19 protein-coding genes are annotated in these 23,638 nt (G+C 69.8%); 8 read left to right on the top strand and 11 right to left on the bottom strand.

What is annotated here, in order from left to right; genetic code table 11:
• Positions 1 to 14 precede the first annotated feature (14 nt).
• The 4 genes from ACWCO8_RS32275 to eccD form a co-directional block, all read right to left on the bottom strand.
• Positions 15 to 1,394, bottom strand: coding sequence for a M16 family metallopeptidase (locus ACWCO8_RS32275; RefSeq protein WP_451035196.1), 1,380 nt, complete (start codon positions 1,392 to 1,394; stop codon positions 15 to 17).
• Positions 1,391 to 3,613: a polyribonucleotide nucleotidyltransferase gene (locus ACWCO8_RS32270; protein ID WP_362003239.1), complete on the bottom strand. Its 2,223-nt coding sequence runs from the start codon at positions 3,611 to 3,613 to the stop codon at positions 1,391 to 1,393. Before ACWCO8_RS32270 ends, ACWCO8_RS32275 begins: the two co-directional genes overlap by 4 nt.
• Before the next feature lie 281 nt (positions 3,614 to 3,894).
• On the bottom strand, positions 3,895 to 4,185 hold the full coding sequence (gene rpsO / locus ACWCO8_RS32265) for a 30S ribosomal protein S15 (RefSeq protein ID WP_147979976.1): 291 nt from the start codon (positions 4,183 to 4,185) through the stop codon (positions 3,895 to 3,897).
• 196 nt (positions 4,186 to 4,381) lie between these two features.
• Positions 4,382 to 5,857 carry a type VII secretion integral membrane protein EccD gene (eccD, locus tag ACWCO8_RS32260; RefSeq protein ID WP_362003241.1) on the bottom strand — a complete coding sequence of 492 codons (1,476 nt, stop codon included), beginning with the start codon at positions 5,855 to 5,857 and terminating at the stop codon, positions 4,382 to 4,384.
• 171 nt (positions 5,858 to 6,028) lie between these two features.
• Between eccD and eccCa the strand changes: the two genes are divergently transcribed.
• The 6 genes from eccCa (at position 6,029) to ACWCO8_RS32230 (ending at position 14,376) form a co-directional block, all read left to right on the top strand.
• Entirely contained in the window at positions 6,029 to 9,982 is a 3,954-nt protein-coding gene (gene eccCa / locus ACWCO8_RS32255; protein ID WP_451035195.1) for a type VII secretion protein EccCa, read from the top strand.
• A 128-nt stretch (positions 9,983 to 10,110) separates the two neighbouring features.
• Entirely contained in the window at positions 10,111 to 10,533 is a 423-nt protein-coding gene (locus ACWCO8_RS32250; RefSeq protein WP_451035194.1) for a hypothetical protein, read from the top strand.
• A 10-nt stretch (positions 10,534 to 10,543) separates the two neighbouring features.
• A complete protein-coding gene (locus ACWCO8_RS32245) occupies positions 10,544 to 12,721 on the top strand; it encodes a hypothetical protein (protein WP_451035193.1) in 2,178 nt (725 codons plus the stop codon).
• Entirely contained in the window at positions 12,718 to 13,389 is a 672-nt protein-coding gene (locus tag ACWCO8_RS32240; RefSeq protein ID WP_451035192.1) for a hypothetical protein, read from the top strand. The genes ACWCO8_RS32245 and ACWCO8_RS32240 overlap by 4 nt, the downstream gene beginning before the upstream one ends.
• Positions 13,390 to 13,421: 32 nt before the next feature.
• Complete coding sequence (locus ACWCO8_RS32235) at positions 13,422 to 14,054, top strand: hypothetical protein (RefSeq protein WP_451035191.1); 633 nt, start codon at positions 13,422 to 13,424, stop codon at positions 14,052 to 14,054.
• 88 nt (positions 14,055 to 14,142) lie between these two features.
• Positions 14,143 to 14,376 (top strand): DUF397 domain-containing protein, encoded by a 234-nt coding sequence (locus ACWCO8_RS32230; protein ID WP_362003252.1) that lies wholly within the window; start codon positions 14,143 to 14,145, stop codon positions 14,374 to 14,376.
• 76 nt (positions 14,377 to 14,452) lie between these two features.
• On the opposite strand, the gene ACWCO8_RS32225 is transcribed toward ACWCO8_RS32230, so the two are convergent.
• From ACWCO8_RS32225 to eccB, 7 genes are all read right to left on the bottom strand, one after another.
• On the bottom strand, positions 14,453 to 14,761 hold the full coding sequence (locus ACWCO8_RS32225; RefSeq protein WP_362003254.1) for a WXG100 family type VII secretion target: 309 nt from the start codon (positions 14,759 to 14,761) through the stop codon (positions 14,453 to 14,455).
• A 16-nt stretch (positions 14,762 to 14,777) separates the two neighbouring features.
• Complete coding sequence (locus ACWCO8_RS32220; protein ID WP_362003256.1) at positions 14,778 to 15,104, bottom strand: WXG100 family type VII secretion target; 327 nt, start codon at positions 15,102 to 15,104, stop codon at positions 14,778 to 14,780.
• A gap of 63 nt (positions 15,105 to 15,167) precedes the next feature.
• Complete coding sequence (locus ACWCO8_RS32215; protein WP_451035190.1) at positions 15,168 to 16,415, bottom strand: S8 family peptidase; 1,248 nt, start codon at positions 16,413 to 16,415, stop codon at positions 15,168 to 15,170.
• 13 nt (positions 16,416 to 16,428) lie between these two features.
• Entirely contained in the window at positions 16,429 to 17,751 is a 1,323-nt protein-coding gene (locus tag ACWCO8_RS32210; RefSeq protein ID WP_451035189.1) for a hypothetical protein, read from the bottom strand.
• A gap of 15 nt (positions 17,752 to 17,766) precedes the next feature.
• On the bottom strand, positions 17,767 to 18,237 hold the full coding sequence (locus ACWCO8_RS32205; RefSeq protein ID WP_451035188.1) for a hypothetical protein: 471 nt from the start codon (positions 18,235 to 18,237) through the stop codon (positions 17,767 to 17,769).
• A gap of 93 nt (positions 18,238 to 18,330) precedes the next feature.
• Positions 18,331 to 19,596, bottom strand: coding sequence for a type VII secretion-associated serine protease mycosin (mycP, locus tag ACWCO8_RS32200; protein ID WP_451035187.1), 1,266 nt, complete (start codon positions 19,594 to 19,596; stop codon positions 18,331 to 18,333).
• 11 nt (positions 19,597 to 19,607) lie between these two features.
• Positions 19,608 to 21,164: a type VII secretion protein EccB gene (eccB, locus tag ACWCO8_RS32195; protein WP_451035186.1), complete on the bottom strand. Its 1,557-nt coding sequence runs from the start codon at positions 21,162 to 21,164 to the stop codon at positions 19,608 to 19,610.
• Between the two features lie 192 nt (positions 21,165 to 21,356).
• Between eccB and eccE the strand changes: the two genes are divergently transcribed.
• Both eccE and ACWCO8_RS32185 read left to right on the top strand, forming a co-directional pair.
• A complete protein-coding gene (gene eccE, locus ACWCO8_RS32190; RefSeq protein ID WP_451035207.1) occupies positions 21,357 to 22,676 on the top strand; it encodes a type VII secretion protein EccE in 1,320 nt (439 codons plus the stop codon).
• Positions 22,676 to 23,494, top strand: a complete 819-nt coding sequence (locus tag ACWCO8_RS32185; RefSeq protein ID WP_451035185.1) for a hypothetical protein — start codon at positions 22,676 to 22,678, stop codon at positions 23,492 to 23,494. The genes eccE and ACWCO8_RS32185 overlap by 1 nt, the downstream gene beginning before the upstream one ends.
• Positions 23,495 to 23,638: the final 144 nt, after the last annotated feature.

Raw genomic sequence — 23,638 nt, 5'->3', positions numbered from 1 at the left:
CTTGTGAACTCTCTCTAGGAGACGGATTCGTGCAGGCGTGCCGCCTGCTTGTCCTTCAGCGGCCCTATGACGGACAGCGAGGGACGCTGTCCGAGCACATCACGAGCGACCTCGCGGACCTCGTCCGGGGTGACGGACGCGATCCGGGCGAGCATGTCGTCCACCGACATCTGCGTACCCCAGCACAGCTCGCTCTTGCCGATGCGGTTCATCAGCGCGCCGGTGTCCTCGAGGCCGAGGACGGTCGAGCCCGAGAGCTGCCCGACGGCGCGGGCGATCTCGTCGTCGGTGAGCCCGTCGGAGGCCACCTTGTCGAGCTCGTCGCGGCAGAGTTTCAGCACGTCGTGGACCTGGTTGGGACGGCAGCCCGCGTACACGCCGAAGAGGCCGCAGTCGGCGAAGCCCGAGGTGTACGAGTACACGCTGTAGGCCAGGCCGCGCTTCTCGCGGACCTCCTGGAAGAGGCGGGAGGACATGCCGCCGCCGAGGGCCGTGTTGAGCACGCCGAGCGCCCAGCGGCGGTCGTCGGTGCGGGCGAGGCCCGGCATGCCGAGGACGACGTGGGCCTGCTCGGTCTTGCGGCCGAGGACCTCGACGGCGCCCGCCGTGCGGATCGTGCGCCGGCCGTCGCGCGGGGCGACGGGGACCGCGTCCGTACGGGAGAGGGCACCGGCCTTCTCGAAGGCGCGGCGGACCTGGCGTACGACCGTCGCGTGGTCGATGTTGCCCGCGGCGGCGACGACCAGGTGGGTCGGGTCGTAGTGCTTCTTGTAGAAGCGGGCGATCCGGCCCCGGTCGAGGGCGTTGATGGTGTCGACGGTGCCGAGGACCGGGCGGCCCAGCGGGGTGTCGCCGAACATCGTGTGCGCGAACAGGTCGTGCACGACGTCGCCCGGGTCGTCCTCGGTCATCGCGATCTCTTCGAGGATGACACCGCGCTCGGCGTCGACGTCCTCGTCGAGGATCAGCGAGCCGGTCAGCATGTCGCAGACCACGTCGATGGCCAGCGGCAGGTCGGTGTCGAGGACCCGCGCGTAGTAGCAGGTGAACTCCTTCGCCGTGAAGGCGTTCATCTCGCCGCCGACCGCGTCGAGCGCGGAGGAGATGTCGAGGGCGCTGCGCCGCGCGGTGCCCTTGAAGAGAAGGTGCTCCAGGTAGTGCGTGGCGCCGTTGAGCGTGGGCGTCTCGTCGCGGGAGCCGACGTGCGCCCAGATCCCGAAGGTGGCGGAGCGCACGGAGGGCAGGGTCTCGGTGACGATCCGCAGGCCGCCGGGGAGGGTGGTGCGGCGGACCGTGCCGATGCCGTCCTTGCCCGGGAGAAGCGTTTGGGTACGGGCGACGGCCCGCCCCTCCGAAGAGGGGCGGGCCGTCGTCACGGAACTACGGGACGTCACTGGTCGGTGTCGTCCTTCGCGTCCTCGGCAGCGGCGTCCTCGTCCGCGATCACGGGGATCAGGGAGAGCTTGCCGCGCTGGTCGATCTCGGCGATCTCGACCTGGACCTTGGAGCCGACCGCGAGCACGTCCTCGACGTTCTCCACGCGCTTGCCACCGGCGAGCTTGCGGATCTGCGAGATGTGCAGCAGGCCGTCCTTGCCCGGGAGCAGGGACACGAACGCACCGAAGGTGGTGGTCTTGACGACCGTACCCAGGTAGCGCTCGCCGACCTCCGGCATGGTCGGGTTGGCGATGCCGTTGATCGTGGCGCGGGCGGCCTCGGCGGCCGGGCCGTCGGCGGCACCGATGTAGATGGTGCCGTCGTCCTCGATCGTGATGTCGGCGCCGGTGTCCTCCTGGATCTGGTTGATCATCTTGCCCTTGGGGCCGATGACCTCACCGATCTTGTCCACCGGGATCTTGACGGTGATGATGCGCGGCGCGTTCGGGGACATCTCGTCCGGAACGTCGATCGCCTCGTTCATCACGTCGAGGATGTGCAGACGCGCGTCACGGGCCTGCTTCAGCGCGGCGGCCAGGACCGAGGCGGGGATGCCGTCGAGCTTGGTGTCGAGCTGGAGCGCGGTGACGAAGGTCTTCGTACCGGCGACCTTGAAGTCCATGTCGCCGAAGGCGTCCTCCGCACCGAGGATGTCGGTGAGGGCGACGTAGTGGGTCTTGCCGTCGATCTCCTCGGAGATCAGACCCATGGCGATACCGGCGACGGGGGCCTTCAGCGGCACACCGGCGTTCAGCAGCGACATGGTGGAGGCGCAGACCGAGCCCATGGACGTCGAGCCGTTGGAGCCGAGAGCCTCGGACACCTGGCGGATCGCGTACGGGAACTCCTCGCGCGTCGGCAGCACCGGCACGATGGCGCGCTCGGCGAGCGCGCCGTGGCCGATCTCGCGGCGCTTGGGCGAGCCCACGCGGCCGGTCTCACCGACGGAGTACGGCGGGAAGTTGTAGTTGTGCATGTAGCGCTTGCGGGTCACCGGGGAGAGGGTGTCCAGCTGCTGCTCCATGCGGAGCATGTTGAGGGTGGTGACGCCCAGGATCTGGGTCTCGCCACGCTCGAAGAGCGCCGAGCCGTGCACGCGCGGGATGGCCTCGACCTCGGCGGCGAGCGTACGGATGTCCGTGATGCCGCGGCCGTCGATGCGGACCTTGTCCTTGATGATCCGCTCGCGGACCAGCTTCTTGGTCAGCGCACGGTACGCGCCCGAGATCTCCTTCTCGCGGCCCTCGAAGGCCGGGAGGAGCTTCTCGGCGGCGAGCTCCTTGACGCGGTCGAGCTCGGTCTCGCGCTCCTGCTTGCCGGCGATGGTGAGCGCCTGCGCGAGGTCGTTCTTGACGGCGGCGGTGAGCGCCTCCAGGACGTCGTCCTGGTAGTCGAGGTAGACCGGGAACTCGCCGGTGGGCTTGGCGGCCTTGGCGGCGAGGTCCGACTGGGCCTTGCAGAGGACCTTGATGAAGGGCTTCGCGGCCTCGAGACCGGCGGCGACGACCTCCTCGGTCGGCGCCTCGGCGCCGCCCTTGACGAGCTCGATCGTGCGCTCGGTGGCCTCGGCCTCGACCATCATGATCGCGACGTCGCCGTCCTCCAGGACGCGACCGGCGACGACCATGTCGAAGACGGCGTCCTCGAGCTCGGTGTGCGTCGGGAACGCGACCCACTGGCCGTTGATCAGGGCGACACGGGTGCCGCCGATCGGGCCGGAGAAGGGCAGGCCGGCCAGCTGCGTGGAGCAGGAGGCGGCGTTGATGGCGACCACGTCGTAGAGGTGGTCGGGGTTGAGCGCCATGATCGTCTCGACGATCTGGATCTCGTTGCGCAGGCCCTTCTTGAAGGAGGGGCGCAGCGGGCGGTCGATCAGGCGACAGGTGAGGACGGCGTCCTCGGAGGGGCGGCCTTCCCGGCGGAAGAAGGAGCCGGGGATCTTGCCGGCCGCGTACATCCGCTCCTCGACGTCCACCGTGAGGGGGAAGAAGTCGAGCTGGTCCTTGGGCTTCTTCGACGCGGTGGTCGCGGAAAGGACCATCGTGTCGTCGTCCAGGTACGCGACGGCGGAGCCGGCGGCCTGCTTGGCCAGGCGGCCCGTCTCGAAGCGGATGGTGCGGGTGCCGAAGGAGCCGTTGTCGATGACGGCCTCGGCGTAGTGGGTCTCGTTCTCCACTAGCGGTTTCTCCTACGTGTTCGTCTTTTCGTCCGTCGGCCCGTGTGGCCGGGGACGGTGGAGGAGGAGAAGCGCGCCTTCGGATGCGGGCCGGTCTTCGATCGAAGCACCCGGGGATTCATGGGGTCCGGGGGCCACTACCGAGGACCGGCGGCGTGCCGGCGGCTCCTCGCTCGTTATGTGTCGTTGTGCGACCAGACTAAGTGCCGGTCGGTACATCGCGCACGTACAGCAAAGGGAGCGGCCCCCTAAAAGTGGGAACCGCTCCCTTCACGGCGTACTTACTTCGCACCGCCGGCCGCACCGCGGCGGATGCCGAGGCGGTCGACCAGGGCGCGGAAGCGCTGGATGTCCTTCTTGGCCAGGTACTGCAGCAGACGGCGACGCTGGCCGACCAGGATCAGCAGACCACGACGGGAGTGGTGGTCGTGCTTGTGCTGCTTGAGGTGCTCGGTCAGGTCCGAGATGCGGCGGGAGAGCATCGCGACCTGCACCTCGGGGGAGCCGGTGTCGCCCTCCTTCTGGCCGAACTCGGCGAAAATCTGCTTCTTCGTAGCGGCGTCGAGAGACACTCGGTACTCCTCTTGGTGTTCGCGCGCCCACGAGTGCCCCTGGTCTTGGTCTCAGGGGAGCTTCCGTGACTCGGAGGCGAAGGTCCGATGAGCGCAGCTCCCAGAGAATCCGGGAGCGCGTACACAAACGGCCGTCACACAGCGTACCAGGTGAGCGGAGGGGGCCTTCCGGGGGGCCTGCCCGCTCGGGGCCCGGCTACTTGCTGGTCAGGGAGCGGGCCGCCATGAAGACGTCCAGGACCGCGAGGCAGAGCGGGACGAGGGAGAGCAGGACGAAGCCCTCGGTCAGGTCGAGGAGGCGGCCCCAGAAGGGCGAGAGCCCCTTCCTCGGGATGATCAGGCCGATGGCGGTGACGAGGGCGGCGCCGGCGGCGACGGCCGCGGTGAGCCAGATCGTACGGATGTCCAGGCCGCCGCGGTCGCCGTGGATCAGCAGGTCCTTGACCAGGTCGGCCGGCGGGTTCAGGGAGAGGCCGAGGATCAGCAGCGCGATCGCGGCGAGTCCTGCCACCAGGACGCAGGCGACCTGCGAGGTGTAGCGGAAGAGCCGGGCCCGCAGCAGCATCGCAAGGCCTGCGGCGAGGGCGAGGAGCTGGCCCCAGACGTTGCCGGCGAAGCCGAGGACCGCGGCGGAGCCGACGACGACGGCCGCGCAGCCGCCGACGAGGCCGAGGAGCATCTCGTGGCCGCGCCGGGCCTGGAGCGCGATCCGCTCGCCGTCGACGGCCTGGGCCTCGTCGGCGCCGCGGCCGGTCTCGGCGTGGAAGTCGTCGTCGGCGGCGCTGCGCGGGGAGGCGTAGCCGATGGGCAGCCGGGCGAAGCGGGCCGAGAGGCCGGGCAGGAAGGCGACCAGGCCGATGGCGACAGGGGCGCAGACGGCGGCGGTCCCGGTGGCGGAGGCCTCGGTGACGATCGCCAGGAAGGTGGCGATCGTGCCGACGGTGGCCAGGAAGGTGGCCGCCACGAAGGGGGCGTCGCCGCTGGGGGTGAGGGCGACGAGGGCGACGGAGGCGACCAGGACGGTCACGCAGCCGAGCAGGAACTGGAGGCGCCCGGGGCCCTGGCCCGCGTCGGGGGCGACGATGCCGGAGCCGGCGATGAGCAGCAGGGGCAGGGCGCCGAGGCCGAGGGCGATGGCGGTGGCCCGGTCGGAGTAGACCCGGGCCCGTACGCCCGCGAAGGCGGTGAGCAGGACGCCCACGGCGCCGGCGACGACGCCGGGGAGGCTGTGCATGTCGTGGCGGACCGGGTCGGCGAACCAGAGCACGAAGCCCATCAGGACGAGCAGGAGCACGCCGCCGACGAGTCCGGCGCCGCGCAGCAGGTCGTCGCTCCACAGGTGGCGGTCGCGGGTGACGGCCGAGGCGACGGCGTCGGAGACGTCGTCGAAGACGGCGGGCGGCAGCGACTGGGCGAACGGGCGGAGCGAGAGGACCTCGCCGTCGAGGACACGCTGGGCGACGAGGGTGCGGGCGCCGTCGAGGACGGTGCCGTCGCGGCGGACCAGGTGGTAGCCGGTGGGGGTGCCGGGCGCCTGGGTCTGGCCAGTGAGCCGCAGGATCTCCGGGTAGACGTCGGCGACGGCGATGTCCTCGGGGAGTGCGACGTCGATACGGCTGTCCGGCGCCACGACGGTGACGCGGCAGAAGCCGGTCGCTGCGGTCGTACTCACGTCTCTGAACCCCCTGATTCGCGGTTGCGCACGGTGCGCGCGCCACCCTACCGGGGACGGGCGGGAGTGCCTGCAAGTAGGATCGCGGTCTCGTGGGGGAGGCCGTCGCTACGGGGGCGCCGGTGCGAACTCCCGCGGGAAGTCCGCCCGTAACGAGGGATTGATGCGCCGGTGAGCCAGATCGTCGTCAAACGCCCGCCGAGGTCCCTTCCTCCTGAAGTACCCAGTGAGGAACTGGTCCTGGAGGCTCCTCCGGAGCTTCCCCGGGGGCAGCAGGAGGGCATGCTGATGCAGCTCCTGCCGATGCTCGGCATGGGTTCGTCGGTGGTCTTCTTCTTCATGCCTGGCGCCCATCCGTTCATGCGCATCATGGGCATCCTGATGCTCGTCTCGACGGTCGGCATGGTCATCGCGCAGCTCGTGCGGTTCCGCAAGGGTACGCAGGGGCAAATGGCGGATGTCCGGCGCGACTACCTCAAATACCTCGCGCAGACCCGGCGTACGGTCCGGCGCACGGCGCGCAAGCAGCGGGACGCGCAGCTCTATCTGCACCCCTCTCCCGAGCAGCTGTGGTCCGTGGTGGCCGAGGGTTCGCGGGTGTGGGAACGCCGGGTGGGCGACAGCGACTTCGCGCAGGTACGGATCGGGCTCGGCGCCCAGCAGCTGGCGACGCCGCTCGCGGCGCCCGACACGGCGCCGGTGGACGAGCTGGAGCCGCTGTGCGCGGGCGCGATGCAGCAGTTCCTGGCCGTGCACGGCTCGTTGGACGGGCTGCCGATGGCGGTCTCGATGCGGGCCTTCTACCACGTGACGGTCTCCGGTGAGCCGGAGGCGGCCCAGGCCGCGGCGCGCGCCCTGGTCTCCCAGCTGGTGACGCTGCACTCCCCCGACGACCTGATGCTCGCGGTGGTGGCGGCCCGGCCCGCGCAGGAGCGCTGGGACTGGACGAAGTGGCTGCCGCACACGCAGGTCCCGGGCCAGGTCGACGGGGCGGGCACGCGACGGCTGTTCGGCGACGACCTCGGTGAGCTGGAGTCGCTGGTCCGTTCACGGCTCGACGGGCGGCCCCGGTTCGGCCGGGACAGCCAGCCGGTCCTGGACCAGCCGCACGTGGTCGTGGTCCTCGACGGCGGGATGGTGCCGCCGGACTCGCTCTTCGCGGCGCCGGAGGGCCTCCAGGGCGTGACCATCGTCGAGGTCGTCCAGGGTGAGCTGGACGAGCCGCGCGGCGGCCTGTCGGTGATCGTGCGGCCCGGGCGGCTGCGCCTGGAGTCGGGTGGCGGCTTCGCGTACGAGGGGGTGCCGGACGGGATCTCGCTGCCGGCCGCCGAGGCGCTGGCGCGGCAGCTGGCCCCGCTGCGGATGGGCGGCGGCGACAACGACGAACCCCTCCTCGCGAACCTGGACTTCACGGACCTGCTGAACCTGGGCGACGCGGCGTCGGTGGACGTGGCGCGGACCTGGCGGCCCCGGTCGGTGGCCGAGCGGCTGCGGGTGCCGATCGGTGTGGGCGAGGACGGCGGGCCGATCATGCTCGACCTGAAGGAGGCGGCGCAGGAGGGCATGGGGCCGCACGGTCTGTGCGTGGGCGCGACCGGTTCCGGCAAGTCGGAGCTGCTGCGCACGCTCGTGCTCGGTCTGGCGGTGACGCACTCCTCGGAGACGTTGAACTTCGTCCTCGCGGACTTCAAGGGCGGCGCGACGTTCGCGGGCATGTCCCAGATGCCGCACGTGGCGGCCGTCATCACCAACCTGTCCGACGACCTCACGCTCGTCGACCGCATGGGCGACGCGATCCGCGGCGAGCTGCAGCGCCGTCAGGAGCTGCTGCGTTCGGCGGGCAACTACGCCAACATCCACGACTACGAGAAGGCGCGGGCTGCCGGCGCCCCGCTGGAGCCGCTGGCCTCCCTGGTCCTGGTCATCGACGAGTTCTCCGAGCTGCTGACGGCGAAGCCGGACTTCATCGACATGTTCATCCAGATCGGCCGGATCGGCCGTTCGCTGGGTGTGCATCTGCTGCTGGCCTCGCAGCGCCTGGAGGAGGGCAAGCTCCGGGGCCTCGACACATACCTCTCGTACCGGATCGGTCTGCGGACGTTCTCGGCGGCCGAGTCGCGTACGGCGATCGGTGTGCCGGACGCGTACCACCTGCCGTCGGTGCCGGGCTCGGGCTATCTGAAGTTCGGTACGGACGAGATGACCCGGTTCAAGGCCGCGTACGTCTCGGGGACGTACCGGACGGGCGGGCCGCGCCTGGAGGCGGGGCAGCTGCCGATCGAGCGGCGGCCCGCGGTCTTCACCGCGACGCCGGTGCCGGTGGTCTACGCGGCGCCCGACCCGGCGTATCTGGCGGCGCGGCGCGAGGAGGAGGACGACGCGCTCGCGGACACCGTCCTCGACGTGATCGTGCGCCGGCTCGAGGGCCAGGGCGTGCCCGCGCACCAGGTGTGGCTGCCGCCGCTGGACCAGGCGCCCTCACTGGACCAGCTGCTTCCGGGGCTCGCGCCGACCGCGCACCGCGGTCTGACGGCGACGGAGTACACCCGTCCCGGCGGTCTGACGGTGCCGCTCGGCCTGATCGACAAGCCGTTCGAGCAGCGGCGCGAGGTGCTGTACCGGGACTTCTCCGGCGCGGCGGGCCACATGATGGTGGTCGGCGGCCCGCAGTCCGGCAAGTCGACGCTGATGCGCACGCTGATCTCGTCGTTCGCGCTCACGCACACCCCGGCCGAGGTGCAGTTCTACGCCCTCGACTTCGGTGGTGGCGGTCTGGCGTCGCTGGCCGAACTGCCGCACGTCGGCGGGGTCGCGTCCCGGCTCGACCCCGAGCGGGTCCGCCGTACGGTCGCGGAGGTCCTCGGCATCCTGAACCGGCGCGAGGAGTTCTTCCGCGCGCACTCGATCGACTCGATCGCCACCTACCGGCGCAGGCGGGCCGCGGGTGAACTGCCCGGCGAGCCCTGGGGCGACGTGTTCCTGGTCATCGACGGCTGGGGCGGTTTCCGCAACGAGTACGACATGCTGGAGGGGATCGTCTCCGACCTCGCGGCGCGCGGTCTCGGCTACGGCATCCACGTCGTCATCACGGCCGCCCGGTACATGGAGGTCCGCGCGGCGGTGAAGGACCAGATGCTGAGCCGTCTGGAGCTGCGCCTGGGTGACGTGATGGACTCCGAGTTCGACCGGAAGGTGGCGGCGAACGTCCCCACCGGCGTGCCCGGTCGCGGTCAGGTGCCGGAGAAGCTCCACTTCATGGCCGCGCTGCCGCGGATCGACGGCTCCGGCTCGTCGAGCGACCTCTCGGTGGGCACGGAGAACTTCGTCGCGGCCGTACGGGGCTCCTGGACGGGCCCGGTGGCCCCGGCGGTCCGGCTGCTGCCGCACAAGATGCCGGCCGACCAGCTGCCGAAGGGCTTCGAGTTCCCGCAGCACGGCATCGCGTTCGGCATCGACGAGACGCGCCTGGAGCCGGTCTTCGTCAACTTCGACACCGACCCGTTCTTCCTGATCTTCGGTGAGAGCGAGTCCGGCAAGACGAACCTGCTGCGGCTGTTGGCCAAGCAGATCGCGGAGCGGTACTCCCCCGACGAGGCGAAACTCGTCGTGGGCGACTACCGGCGGGCGCTGCTCGGCAGCCTGCCGGAGGAGCACCTGCTCGAGTACGCGCCGATGGCGAGCTCGATGCAGATGCACATGGAGGCGCTGGCCGGCGTCTTCGCGCGGCGCCAGCCGCCGCAGGACGTGACCCCGCAGCAGCTGCGGGACCGCAGCTGGTGGTCGGGGCCGCAGGTCTTCATCATCGTCGACGACTACGACCTGGTGGCGACGAGCGCCGGCAACCCGCTGGCCGCGCTCGCCGAGTACCTGCCGTTCGCCCGCGACACGGGCGTCCGCTTCATCATCGCCCGCAACAGCGCCGGTGCCTCGCGCTCGATGTACGAGCCGTTCATGCAGCGCATCAAGGAGCTGGGCGCGCAGGGCGTGGTCCTGTCCGGCGACCCGCAGGAGGGCGACCTGCTCGGCACCGCCCGACCGCGGCCGATGCCGCCGGGGCGCGGCTACTTCGTGGGGCGGCGGGGCGGCTCGTCGCTGGTGCAGACGGGGCGGATGCCGGAGCGATGAGAGCGGCGCCCGGCTTCGCGCGGAGAACCGCGAGGGGGCCCGAGGCGTCGTCGCCGATGGACGCGATCAGTTCAGTCATGAACACTTCAGCACTGCAAACAACACCCTGATCCAGCGAGGGGGAATCAATGTCGTTCAACGACGAGTGGGCCCAGGCCAAGAACACCGCGGCGGAGAACCAGTCGGCGATGCGCCTCAACCAGCTCCCCGCGGACGGGGGCGGCGGGGGCACCGGTCCCGATCTGACGACGACGCCCGCGAAGAAGAAGCAGGCCGCCAACAGCATCGAGACCAACATCCAGCCGGACCTGAAGACGGCCGCCGACGCGGCCGACGAGTCCACCAGCAGCGCCATCGCGGGGTTCAAGGGCTGGGAGACGGCCGCCGGCCTGAAGAAGGCGCACGAGCACTGGGACAGCCAGGTGAAGCGGTTGAACGCGCGCCTGGAATCGGAGAAGGGCGCGCTCCGGGGCGCGTCGACACTGTTCCAGAGCAACGACATCGTCACGGGGAACGGCCTCGTGACGCAGTCGAAGATCTCGGGACTGTAGGGGGATCGGGATGCCGACGTACGAAGAGATCATGCAGACCGACCTCGGCAAGCTGAGCACCGCCGCCGACGGCTGGAAGACCATGGCGGAGAAGTTCAAGAAGGTCGAGGACCTCTACGAGAAGGACGTCCAGAAGGTCGCGTCGGGCGGTCCGCTGTGGACCGGTCAGGCCCAGCAGATAGGCGCGACCAACTTCGGCATCACCCGTGGTGAGCTCGACGCCGCGCAGAAGGAAGCCAAGGCGATGGAGTCGCTGCTGCGGGACGCCCACAGCACGCTCACGGAGCTCAAGAGCCGGGTGACGACCGCCGTGAAGGAGGCGGTCGACGCGGGCATGAAGGTCTCCGAGTCCGGCGTGGCGAGTTACGACTTCAGCAAGGTCACCGAGAAGGAGGCCTACACGATCCGGCACGACCCGGATCTGCGGTCGGTCGAGCAGTCGTACACGAAGAAGATCAACGACGCGGTCAACGCGGTCACGGAGTTCGACAAGGACGTCAAGACCGCGCTGCTCAACGCCTCGGGCGCGGACGGCACGGCGCCGCTCGGCTTCAACTCCAAGCCCGTGGGCGACGTGGAGGCCGTGGAGGCGCTGGCTCTCTCGGAGAAGGTGCGCAGCGGCGACGCCTCGAAGAAGGAGCTGGAGCAGTACCGCGAGATTCTGGAGAAGAACTCCAAGGACAAGCACTTCAGCGAGGCGTACCTGCATGCGCTCGGCGCTGACGCCGCTCTGACGATCGCCGACAGAATGAATCTGGCGGCGAACGAGCGGGGTGTCTCGGACGCGGACAAGAAGTTCTACAACTCCATCAGCACCGGCCTCGCCGACACGATCGCGTCGGGGACGAAGGATCCGAACAGCTACGCGTACCGACCGTTCGTGGACGGTCTGAAGCGCCTTGGCGGCACTGTCGTCACCGACGACACCGGCCCTATGGGCGACAATGTCCCGACACAGGGGTACCAGGTTCTCGTCACCCTCATGAACCAGGGGAACGCGGACGGGTTCGGCAAGGAGTTTCTCAACGAGCTCGGTCACGACATGATCGAGCTCGAGAAGAAGAACCCCAACGAATGGCAGCACTTCAGGGACGTCCTGCGTCCCAACATCGCTGCCGACCCGCTGGACGGCCTGCTCAACATCATGAGCAAGGACCCTGCGGACGCCGAGTACTTCCTCGACCCCAAGGCTCCGGGGAACGAGAACGAGCACCTGAAGTTCCTCCTTACGGATCGCGAGTGGCCGAAGGAGGGCTTGAACAACATCTATGGGCCTCCCCAGTTCATGGACGACCCCTCCAAGGCCATGGGCCTCGGCAACGCCATTCAGGCAGCGGCGACGGGCCACGAGCCGGGCGAGAAGCTCGGTCCTGTCGGCGCGCACACCGAGGGACAGGCCCGGGTCATGCACGACGCCATCAGGATCCTCGATGAGGACAAGGGCGGCGCCGAGTGGGCCAAGGATGACCTCAAGAACCTGCAGCAGCCGATGGCCCGAGCCCTCGCGGACTACGTGGGGGACACGCACATCATCCTCAACGGCAAGGAATCGGAGTACGGCGGCGCGAGCGGCAAGGACGAGATCTTCGGCTCGAAGGACAACGCGCACATCGCGGTGGGGCAGGAGAGCCTGGTGAGGGTCATGCGAGGAATCGCGGACGACGGCCCGTCCTACGCCCTGCTGTACGAAGCGGAGCGCGCCTACTCCGCACACCTGCTTGGGGAGGCTCCGCCTCACAAGACGGACCCCGTTCATGGACAGAGCGCCGAATGGAATCACCGCTCACAGAACATCGGCTTTGCGATGGGCGCCCTCAACGAAATCGGCGCCGACGTGTACATCGACAAGGGCAAGGACAAGGCGGACTGGGCGGAGGAGACCGGCGAATACTCGGCCATCGCCGGCAACGCTCTGATCGGCGAGATTCCCATCGTGGGCACCGCGGGTGGCGCGATCATCGACGCCGTGAAGTTCGACTGGGTCAAGGACGTGCAGGATGTGGCAGAGGAACAGGCGAGGAAGGAATCGAGCGACGCCTACTCGTCCGGGACAGACGGCCTGAATCTCATGTTCGACGAATGGGGCAAACGCGAGAAGGTGGACGACGGTCCGTTCAATTCCGCGAAGGACGAGGCGAACACGGGCCACTCCCAGGGAGTCGGCGCAGCAAAGAAGTACTTGGGATGATCATGAGAAAGCACCGTTCGTGGCCTTTGCTGGCCGTTGCTGCCCTCTTCACCGTGACGTCCTGCGCCGGCGAGGCACCGTCGCAGGCAGGACACCCTGACAACTACGTGTGCCACATCTCTGCCGGATCCACCGAAGCAGAGCTGCTGCTCCAGGTGATCCGGGGGGAAACCTTCACGGACCGGATCGGCAACCGGGCCCCTGACTTCGTCGAGAAGATGCAGATCAATCTGCGCGGGTACCCGGAGAACCGGATCACCCAGCCCCTCAGGCAGTGCGAGTACTTCCCGAACGGCCAGCACGGAAACGGCCAGGCGAGCATCGAGTACAGCTGGGTGCCCCTCGCTGACGCGGAATCGGACAAGGACCCAGACACCCGCCGCTACCGCTGGGCCGGCGCCACTGGGAAGTCCCATGACGTCAGTACGGACATCTATGTCCAGTGCGACATGCCCGGCGACCTGAACGCACGGTCGAAGAAGTTCCTCCTCCGTGCCGAAGCCTCGTTCACCGTGAACCTGGGCACGGTCAAGGACCACGGCACCCAGGATCAGCAGATGGAATTCCTCTACTACATGACACGCAAGGCCACGGATGTCCTCGGCTGCGAGAACAAGCCGCTGGCGAAGGAGCCGGTCGTGAAGCCCCTTACCGAAAGCACCTCCTGATGATTCGGGCGAAGCACGTAACCATGGGCGCCGTGAGCGCCGCCGCACTCGTCGCCGCTTTGGCCGGCTGCGGGAGCGGCGGTGGGGCGGATGCCGGGGCCTCCCTGAGCGTGGACCGGGTGATCGAGCTCGCCGAGGGGGTCGGGAAGGACGGGGCCGACGCCTGCCCGATCGCGTACGACGCGGGGAAGGCGGCCGAGGCGGCGGAGGTCGGCCAGGGGATCGGGACCGGCGCGGCAGGCGCCGAGGCGGGCGAGCCGATGGCGACCGCCGAGAGCGAAAGAAGGACGACGGATCCGCAGGCCGGGTGGGCCGGGAAGCCGGGTGGGCTCATCTCCTGCTCGTACCACGTGGGCGGTGAGGGCCTGACGCTCCACACCGTCGGTACGGAGGCGGGCAGCGCGACCAACTACCTCCTGCCCACCGCCCAGCTCGCCGGCGACATGTCCGTCGAGGACGTGAAGGCGTTCGGTACGAAGGCCGCCGACGCGAAGCCCGGCGAGCCCGTGGCCAGCAAGGGCGGGAACGTGGTGAGCGTCCGGTTCGACTCCGGTGGCAAAGGTGACGTGGCGCTGCTGGTGACCGTCGGCGAGAACGACAAGAGCGCGCTGAAGCCCGAGCAGGTCCTGGAGCTGGCCCGGACCTTCGCCTCACAGGCGAAGTGAATCTCACGGTTCCGTCTGACAGGGAGCTGTCCGGCCCCCGATCATGGAGCTGCGACGACGTTCCACCCGCACTAAGGAGCAGAGACTGATGGGCACTCAGCAGGAGAAGGACGCGCTGTACGCGCTCGACATCAGCGACGTCGAATGGCAGGGCGCCCCCGGCACGAGCCCCGACGAGGAGCGCGTGGAGATCGCCCACCTGCCGGGCGGAGCCGTGGCGATGCGGTCCTCCCTCGACCCCGACACCGTCCTGCGCTACACGGAGGCGGAGTGGACGGCGTTCGTCCTGGGCGCGAAGGACGGCGAGTTCGACCTGACGTAGGTCGCGACGCGTGTATGCGAAGGGCCCGTTCCGGGAGGAACGGGCCCTTCTGCTGTGCGCGGGGGGCTGACTGGTGTCAGTACCCCTCGGTGAACAGGCGCGACGCCTTGATGTCCGTGCCGCGGTAGCTGTCCTTGCCCTGCTCGATCTGCTTGGCGACGAGCTCGAGCCGTTCCTTCATGTCCGTGGCGCGCTTCTTGTACTTGCCCTGGAGGATCACGTACTCCGCGTGGGCCTCACCGTCCCAGGTGTCGGTGACGACCCGGAGGGCTGCGTTCATCTCTTCGAGGTCCTTGATGATGTTCGAGGAGACGACCCGGAGACGGTTCGCCATCTCCTGGACGCTCTCGTACCGGACCTTGGTGTTCTGGTCGATGCCGGACATCGTGCTCTCCTCGGGCTCAGATGTTGTTCAGCGCGGAGTTGTTGGCCTTGAGGGTCTGGAACACCTCGAAGTCGTTCGCCGCGCTCAGGTTCTTGGTCTCGTTGACCGCCGTGAGCAGCACGTTGAGCAGCCGGCGGATGGTGTCGTGGTCCTCGTTGAGGAGCGACTGCGCCGTCTTGAAGCCGGCCGCACCGGCACCCGTCCAGCCCGCGTGGACCGTTTCGAGGATGTTCGCCATCTCTCGGGCCTGCTTGGAGACCTCTTCACCGGTCTGCATGATCTTGTTCTTGGCCTGGGTTACCGGATCCTCGGCAAGCCCGAACCCACCTGCGGGGCTGGTCATCTGACGCTCCTCGTTGTCGGGAAGTGCTCGTGCTCGTTGCGCGTTCGCGTAGCTCAGCTCTGGCTACGCTCTCCTGTTGCGTCTGCCTGCCGCCACGACGACGCCGATGACGACGGCGACGACCGCGACGGCACTCACGGCGATGCCCCAGAGCGGGAACCCGCCCTCGTCGGGCCGGGCCGCGGACTCAGGGTTCTTCGATTCCTGGTTCGGCCCGTTGGTGCCGCTTGCCCCCGTGCTGTCAGGAGAGGGGGAAGTCTGAGGTGCGGGCGACTGCGACGCGCCTTGCTGCTGCTTCTGAGCGGCGAGCAGCGGGTTGACGTCGGGGTCGCCCGGGTTGCCCTTGCCCTCGAGGAGGACCTGGGCGGGCCGGATGGAGCCGTACCCGATGTACTTGCTCGGCACCTCACCGACGTGACCGGCGGTCTCCATCATGACCCGGAGCACCTGGTTGGCGGTCCAGTCGGGGTGCGCGGACCAGATGAGGGCGGCGGTGCCGGAGGCTAGGGCGGTGGCTTGGCTTGTTCCCTCGTGGGCGCAGTACTGCGACTTGTCGTTGGTGCAGCGACCGGGGATCTCGACGCCCGGGGCCGCCAGGGCCAGGTGGGAGCCGTAGTTGGAGAACTTGGCGACCTTGCCCTTGGTGTCGAGTGCGCCGACGGCTACGACTCCGGGGATGGCGGCGGGGTACTCAATGCTCTCGCGCCCGTCGTTTCCGGCTCCCGCGAAGATCAAGGAGTTCTTGCTGGTCGCGTAGTCCACAGCCGATTGCCACTCAGCTACTTCGGCTTCGCTGGCTACGCTGACCATGGAGATGTTGATCACGCGTGCGCCACTGTCCACGGCATAGCGAATGGCCTTCGTGGTGTGCTGCACCAAACCGAACGTGGCGCGCTCACCCACCTTTACCGGAAGGATCTTGGCGTCCGGTGCGATCCCCTTCACGCCGCCGTTGGACCCGCTACCGGCGATGGCAATGGCCATGTTCGTACCGTGGCGCTCGGTGTCTCCATCGTCCGTGCGCCCAGTGCCTCCACCGGCGTCGTAGAAGTTCCTGCCAGGGAGGACCTTTCCGCGTAGCTCCGACACCGTCGAGTCCACTCCGGTGTCGAGCACGGCGACGGTCATTCCCTTGCCTGTGGCCACCTTCCACAATTCGTCGGCCTTCATCGCGTCCAGGTACCACTGACGCCCGCGCATGTCTTCCGCCTGCGCGGCCGGCGCCGCGACGGTCCACGTCGCGACGATGGCGGTCATGGCGCCGAGCAGGCCGACCGCGCGGCTGCGAAACGCACGAGCAAGCGGGGACATGTACGAAGGACTCCTAGTCGATGACGGGTGGGACGATCTGACGCTGGCCCGGGGCCCACGTCTCCTCGTCCTCGGTCAGATAGTCGGGGCGGGAGCGGGTTGTGTGGCGCTCGTCCTCGCCCCGCTCGGACGCGTTAGGACGGACGAGGCCGGTGCCACCAGGAGTGAACGCCCGCCCGCCGGACCCGGTCGGGCTCCCGACGGTTCCGCCCGGTTGCATGGCCAGCCGTCGGCCTGCCGCACCGCCCGTGTTTCCGCCCGGCGCGCCGTGCATGCCGGCGCCAGGGCCGTGCATGCCCGCACCACCACGGCCGTACTGGCCGGCACGCTCCTCGCCGATGACGGGGCCCATCGGAAGACGAGGCCCTTGGCCCGGCAGGCCGGTCCGACCGGGTACCTGACGGCCGCCGGTGATGCCCTCCGCGCGGGGTGGGATGCCAAGGGGGCTGGGGCCCTTCAGGCCACCGTTCGCGGGGCCCGGGAGCCCCGGGTTCGCGCGAGGCGGGCCGACCGTCGGCTGGGGGCCGACCGGCGGAGCGAGAGGCGGCAACGGAGGAGTCGGCGGGCCGACCGTCGTCACCGGCGGCGTGGTGGGCGGCTGCGCGGGTGTACGAGGCGGAGCCTCCGGCGTGATGGTCACGGAGTCGAGGTTCGTGTTCACGTCCGCCTCCGAAGGCCGCGGCCGCGGAGGCAGGGTGACATCCGGGTTCGGACGACTCGGGGTCGCTTCACCAGGCATGCGGGACGACGACCCATCGACATCGTTGGGGCCTCGTCCTGAAGTAGCCGCGTAGCTCGTCCCGGAACCGGTCGTCCCCGTCCCATAGGCGCGTTCGTTTCCTTCGACGCCAAGGCCAATGGGCTTGAACTCCGGCTCCCGCTCCGCCCCCATCCGCTCCCGCGTCGAGTCGTAGTACGACGACAGCCGCTCCAGCTGGTGGATCGCCTCCTGGAGCTTCGGGCCCGTCTCCGACTCGATGCGGGCCTTCTCCTTCTCCGGGTCCGCGAAGCACATGCCCGCCGGCTTCGGGACCGCGGCCTTCGCCTCGGAGAGGGCCTGGCCCGCGCGTTGCATCTCGTCCGCGACGACCTTGGTGAAGTCGCCGAGGACCAGGGTCTCGGAGACCACGCCCGAGCCCCAGGTGCGGAAGGCGTTGCCGCCCTCGCCCTCCCACTGGACGCGGCTGATGTACAGGCGGAGGTCGCCGGCGATCTCCAGGATCTTCGGTACCGCCGCCGCCAGCGCCGAGCCGGTGGTGGTGATTTCCTCCGGCTTGGCGGACGCGATCATCGCGTACAGGGCGTCCAGGGACTTCCCCTCGAACTCTCCTGCCATCTCTTCCAACCCCCGTTAGCTGAATCCGCCGGAATCGCCGGTGTCGCCCGTGCCCTTGGCGGGCTGCTGCGGTTCTGTCTTGCCGTCGCCGCCCGTCTGCCCGCCCTCGCCGTGACGCTCTTCGTACTCTTCCTTGGTGCGCTTCCGGATCGCCGCGTACCGCTCGCGCTCCTCCTCGTCCACGCCCGTGTAGCCCTTGTCGGCGATCGTGGCCGCGAGGCCCATGCCTTCGATCGTCTCGCCGAACGTTCTGGTGAGCTCTTCGAGGCGGGTGCGTACCTTTTCGTATGCACTGTGCAGTTCCGTCGCAGCAGTGAAGCCCGTGCCGTACGACGCGGCCGTGACCTTCTGCTCGCCGATCTTCGTGTGCTCGGCGGGCGAGCCCTGCAGTTCCTCGACGAGCTTCTGCATGCGTGAGTAGAAGCTCTGGAGAGTCACCTCTCCGACTTCCAGCCCCTTGTTGCCGCCCCCGGTCGGCCCGTCCACCTCAGTGCCCCCTCGTCAGGCTCTTGAACTCGTCCACCACTCTAGCCATTTGGTACGACAGTTCCAATTGCAAAGTCGTATCGTTGACGCGGCTCATCCGGCCGCCCTCCGACGCCGTCGTCGGCTGTCCCTGATCACCGTCGCCGTGCCCGCGACCACCGCCACCAGGACGACGCCCACACCCAGGGCGTACGTGCCGATGCGCTCCGCGCGTTCCTGGGACGTCTCCGTCAGCGCCAGGTGCGCCGGTTCCGGTGCCGGGGGCTTCGGTGGGGCCGGGTCGGGGACCGGGGCCGTCGGGGCCGGTTCGGGGGCGTCGGCGAGGGCCCGTACCGGGTCGACCACGCCCCAGCCCACGTGGTTGTCGCGGCCGTTGACGGACCGTACCGCCGTCTGTTCGATACGGGCCACGATCTGGGCCGGGCTCCACTTGGGGTGTTTCGCGCGCAGGAGCGCCGCCACTCCCGAGACGTACGGGGCCGAGAAGCTCGTGCCGTTGTCGACGCACTGCCCGCCGCCCGGGACCGTGGAGACCATGTCGACGCCCGGCGCCGCGACGCCCACGAACGTGCCCGACTGCGAGAACTCCGCCCGCTCGTTGTTGCGGTCCGAGGACGCCACCGCGAGGACGCCCGGGAAGGCCGCCGGGTACGTGTTCTTGAGCTTGCCGTCCATGCCGTCGTTGCCCGCCGAGGCGACCACCACGACGTCCTGCGCCAGGGCGCGGGCCACGGCCTTGCCCATGGCCGAGTCGGGGCTCAGGGCCTGTGTGGTGTCCTGCGAGATGTTGATGACGTCGGCGCCCTTGTCGACCGCGTGGTCGATCGCCTGGGCCATCGTGTCGGACTTGCCGCTGTTCTTCTCGTCGTTCTGGCGGATCGGGATGATCGTGGCCTCGGGGGCCAACCCGACGAAGCCCGTGCCGGCCCGGGGGCGGGCGGCGATGATGCCCGCCACCTTCGTGCCGTGGCCGACCTCGTCGACCGTGCCGTCCGTCTTGCCGCGCTTGTCGTCGCCTCCGCCGGGGTTGTCCTTGTCCGGCTTGAGGTAGTCCTTGCCCGCCTTGGCGTCCACCGCCGTCTTCAGCTGCGGGTTGACGTCGTCGACGCCCGTGTCGATGACCGCGACCCGGACCCCCTTGCCCTTCGTGTCCTGCCAGAGTTCGTCGAGGAGAACCCGCTGGAGCGACCAGGGGATGCCCTCGATCTGCTTCTTCATCGGGAACGTGCACTCGCCGCTGCCGTCCAGGACCAGGGCGGGCTGGGCAACCGCCTGAGGTGTCGCCAGTAGCGCCGTCGTCAGCGTTGCCGCCGCCAGTGCGGCCGCCGCCTTCCCGTGCGTCTTCGTGTGCGTCGACATCGTCATCGCCCTTACGAACCCTGCGGCTGGCGCGCGCTGTTGGTGTCCAGCCTCGGGCCCTTCGACAGGAACTCCGACCACGCGATCGGCACGAGGACCGGGGTCACCTTCTCGTAGCCGAGACGAGTCTGCGCCTCGCTCGGTTCCGGGCGGCCGTCCGTCGGCTGCTTGGTCCCGTCGCCGCTGCCGATGTCGGAGCGGGCCGCGTCGCTGTCCCCGTTCGCCTGGACCGCGTACCGCAGTCCGGTGTCCGTGACGAGGAAGAGCGAGCCGTCGGGCTTGGTCTGGTTGCCCTGGACCTGGGTGTAGAGCAGGCCGCTGCCGGGCGTGACGTACGTGCTGGTGCCGCCGGCCGTGATCTCCGCCGGGTACTTCGTACCCGCCCAGGTGGTGAGGGTGGTGGCGCCCTTGTCGTCGACGCTGTTGAGGACGCTGCAGATGGTGTCCCGGGCACCGTCGCCCGTCGCGGCGTTGACCTGCTGCGACTTGCGGGTCGGCCAGCGGTACTGGGTGCCGAAGGTGGTGGCGTCCGGGGTGAAGGAGGCCGCGTCGACGGTGGTGACCCGGCCGTCCATGTCGAGGGGGTCGGTCTGCGGGGAGTTGATGAGCAGCCAGGCCGTGAACTCGGAGACCGGCTGGACCTTGCCCGGCAGGACGACGTAGTGCTGCGGCCCCGAACCGGTCTGGGCGAGCAGGACCATGCCGACCCGGTCCTCGGTCTGGCTGAGGCCGCCGCCGACGCCGGCGTCCGTGCCGACCTGGCCCGGGATCTGCGGGAACGCGATGGGGCTGCCGGTGTGCAGGGTGGCCAGCCAGTCGTCGGTGACCTGCTGCGGCTCCTTGTTGAGGCCGACGAGGGCGGTGGTGAGTCCCGCGGACTCGTCGGGCGCGCCAGGGATCGGGTACTTCGTACCCCGGTGGTCGACGAGGTAGCGGGCGCTGCCCTTCTGCCCCTTGACGTACATGACCTGTCCGTCCTTGAGCTGCCCCGTGCCCTCGGTGCGGTGGAAGTCCCGCTGTGCGAAGACGAACGTGGCCTTCTGGACGCTGCTTCCCTTGCCTCCGCCCGGCTGTTCGCAGACCGCCCACCGCTTCGCGGTGCCGGCGTCGCCCGGGGAGGGGAGCCGGTCCGGCGCGTACGGGATGCCGAGGATCGGGCCGCGGGGCGGGTTGCCGCCGTCCAGGACCTCGTCGGCGACCTGGATGACCGAGAAGGACTGGGGGGTGAGGAGGAGGCGCGCGGAGGCGAGGTTCAGGACGGGGTGGAGCAGGGTCTTGCTGTCCTTGCCCTTGCCGGTGGTGAGCACCACGTACCGGGTCGTCGACTGCTTGCCGACGATCACCTTGGTCCCCGGCTTGTCCCAGCCCTTGGGGGCCTTGGGGCTGAACATGCCCCAGGCGCCGAAACCGGCCAGGACGAGCGCGCCGACGATGAGCCCGGGCACGACCGCGCGCAACGGCCTCGGCGCCCCTTCCTCCGTACCGGAGGGAGAAGGTTGGAGGAATGCGGCCACCGTGCGCTTCTTCGCAAAGGTGTACGCGTTGAGCTCATCCCGCCGTGATGCCATGAGTCCCCATTTTTCGTCAGGCGCAGTCTTCACCGGTGCCTTCGGGGGGCTTCACACCCGGGCTCCGGCTGTCGGACCGGCCCCCTACTATGCCTGCTGTCCCCCGGCGTCCGGGGGGCGGGTAGGGTGATCCGGCCGCCAAAGCACTGGCGCGCCAGGGTGATCGGGACGAATTTGGGGGGATTCTCCATGATGGCATCCGCGACGCGGACGCGACCGCGGTCCGCGGCGCCCGCGCCCTCCTCCCGTTCCGCCACACCTCCCGCCGCCGGTGCGCCGTCCGCCGTCTCGCCCCGCCTTCAGGCGCGCCCGGGACACTTCGGATCATTCCGATTGCAACAACTCGTATTGATCGAGGGCGCGGCCGCTCTGCTGCTCGTGGCGTGGGTCGTCGAACCGATGCTCCTGGTCCCGGCCGGACTTCTCGCCGCGGTGCTGGTCCTGCTCGCGGTGGTGCGCCGGCACCGGCGCTCGATGCCGGAGTGGCTCGGTACGTTCCTGACGCTGCGCGCGCGGACGCGCCGGGCTGCCTCCTTCGTCGTCCCGGAGGGTACGGAGCCGGGGCTCGCCCCGGTCGTGGAGTGCGATCCGGCGCTGCGCACGTACGCGTACAGCGACCGGGACCGCCGTCCGGTCGGGATGATCGGCGACGGTACGTTCCTCACGGTCGTCGTACGGGTCGATGCGGAGGCCACGGCGCTGCGCCCGGACCGTTCGGCGCGGCCACTGCCGGTCGCGCTCGTCCGTGACGTCCTCGACGTGGACGGGATCCGCCTCGAGTCCGCGCAGATCGTCCAGCACACCCAGCCCGCGCCCGCCCCGCATCTGCCCGCGCAGTCGATGGCCGCGCGCAACTACGGCCCACTGCAGGCGCAGACGGGTTCTCCGGCGGTACGGGTGACCTGGGTCGCGCTGAAGCTGGACCCGGAGCTGTGCCCGGAGGCCGTCGCCGCGCGCGGTGGCGGTCTGGAGGGCGCGCAGAAGTGCGTGGTCCGGTCGGCGGACCAGCTGGCGAGCCGCCTCGCGGGCGCCGGGTTCCGGGCGACCGTGCTGACGGAGCAGGAGCTGACCGCCGCGCTGGCCACCTCGACCTGCGCGAGCCCCGCGGCCATCACGCAGGCGGGGCGCGGCCAGGCGCAGGCGCGGCGGAGCCAGGAGACCGCGCGGACCTGGCGGGTCGACGACCGCCGGCACACGACGTACTGGGTGGGGCGCTGGCCGCACCTCGGCGGCGCGGGCGGTCCCGGCGCGTCGATGCCGCAGCTGATCGCGCTGCTGACCTCGCTGCCCGCGCTCGCGACGACGTTCAGCCTGACGCTGAGCGGCGGCGACCGCCAGGAGGCGACGGTGACCGGACACGTACGGATCACCGGGCGCAGCGACGAGGAGCTGGTGGCGGCGCGGCACGAACTGGAGCGTGCGGCGCGCGGGGTGAAGACGGGTCTGGTGCGGCTCGACCGCGAACAGGTGCCGGGCATGCTGGCCTCGCTGCCGCTCGGGGGTGCGCGCTGATGTCCTCTTCCCAGGTGCCTGTCGGTGGTGTCGGTGGTGTCGGTAATGGCGGTGACGCCGGCGGGGCGCGTGAGCGGTCCGCCGGGAGGTCCCGTAGGGGTACGGGGCGGGGTGGACGGCCCCGGTTCGGTTTCGGGCTCATCGGGCCGCGCCGCGACCGGCACTCCGTACCGCTGGAGCAGCTCGGCGCGTTGAGCGTGCCCGTCGGCGACGACGGCATGGTCATCGGCGTGGACGCCGAGGGCCGGCCCGCCGTCCTGGGCATCAACCGGCCCACCCCGTACGACGTCACGCTCATCGGCGGCCTGTGGACGGCCCAGGTGATCGCGCTGCGGGCGGCCGCGACGGGTGCGCGGGTCGCCGTGGAGACCGGGCGGGCCCAGGTCTGGACGACGCTCGCGCAGGCCGCGGGCGGGGGTCAGCCCTGCATCACGCTGCACGACGTCGGCCGGGTCCCGCCGCAGGGCGCGTCGGCCGGCAGCCCGGTGGTCGTGGTGCGGGACTGCGGCATGCGTCCGCCGCGCGGCCGGGTCGTGTCGGGGCCCTGGCAGTCGGTGGTGACCCTGCTGCCGTACTTGAGCCCCGTGGCGCCCCGCCTGCTGGAGAAGTCCGCCCTCGTGGGGATCCAGCGAGTCTCGCCGGACGAGGCCACGCAGATCGGCCGGATCATGGGCCTGCCGGGCGCGGCGGCGGAGGCGTTGTCGACGCTCGCCGACGGGGTGACGTTGTGGTGTACGCCGGGTGACCGCCAGTTCGTCATGACTCAGGCCACAGAGGCCGAGACCGGATTGTTGGGCAGCGCGCGCCGGATGGACTGACCGGTCGGAGCCATCAATTCCGTCCGTTTTTGTACGTTTTTGGAGCGCCCCGTGGCGCTGTGGAGTTCACTCTGCGGTGCACGCAGGTCACTTGGGGGCGATACGTGACCTACGGGACAGGCGGGTACGGGCGATCGGGCCTGC

It is taken from the genome of Streptomyces sp. NPDC001927 (genome assembly GCF_053594455.1).
This window is presented reverse-complemented; position numbering and strand designations above follow the sequence as displayed.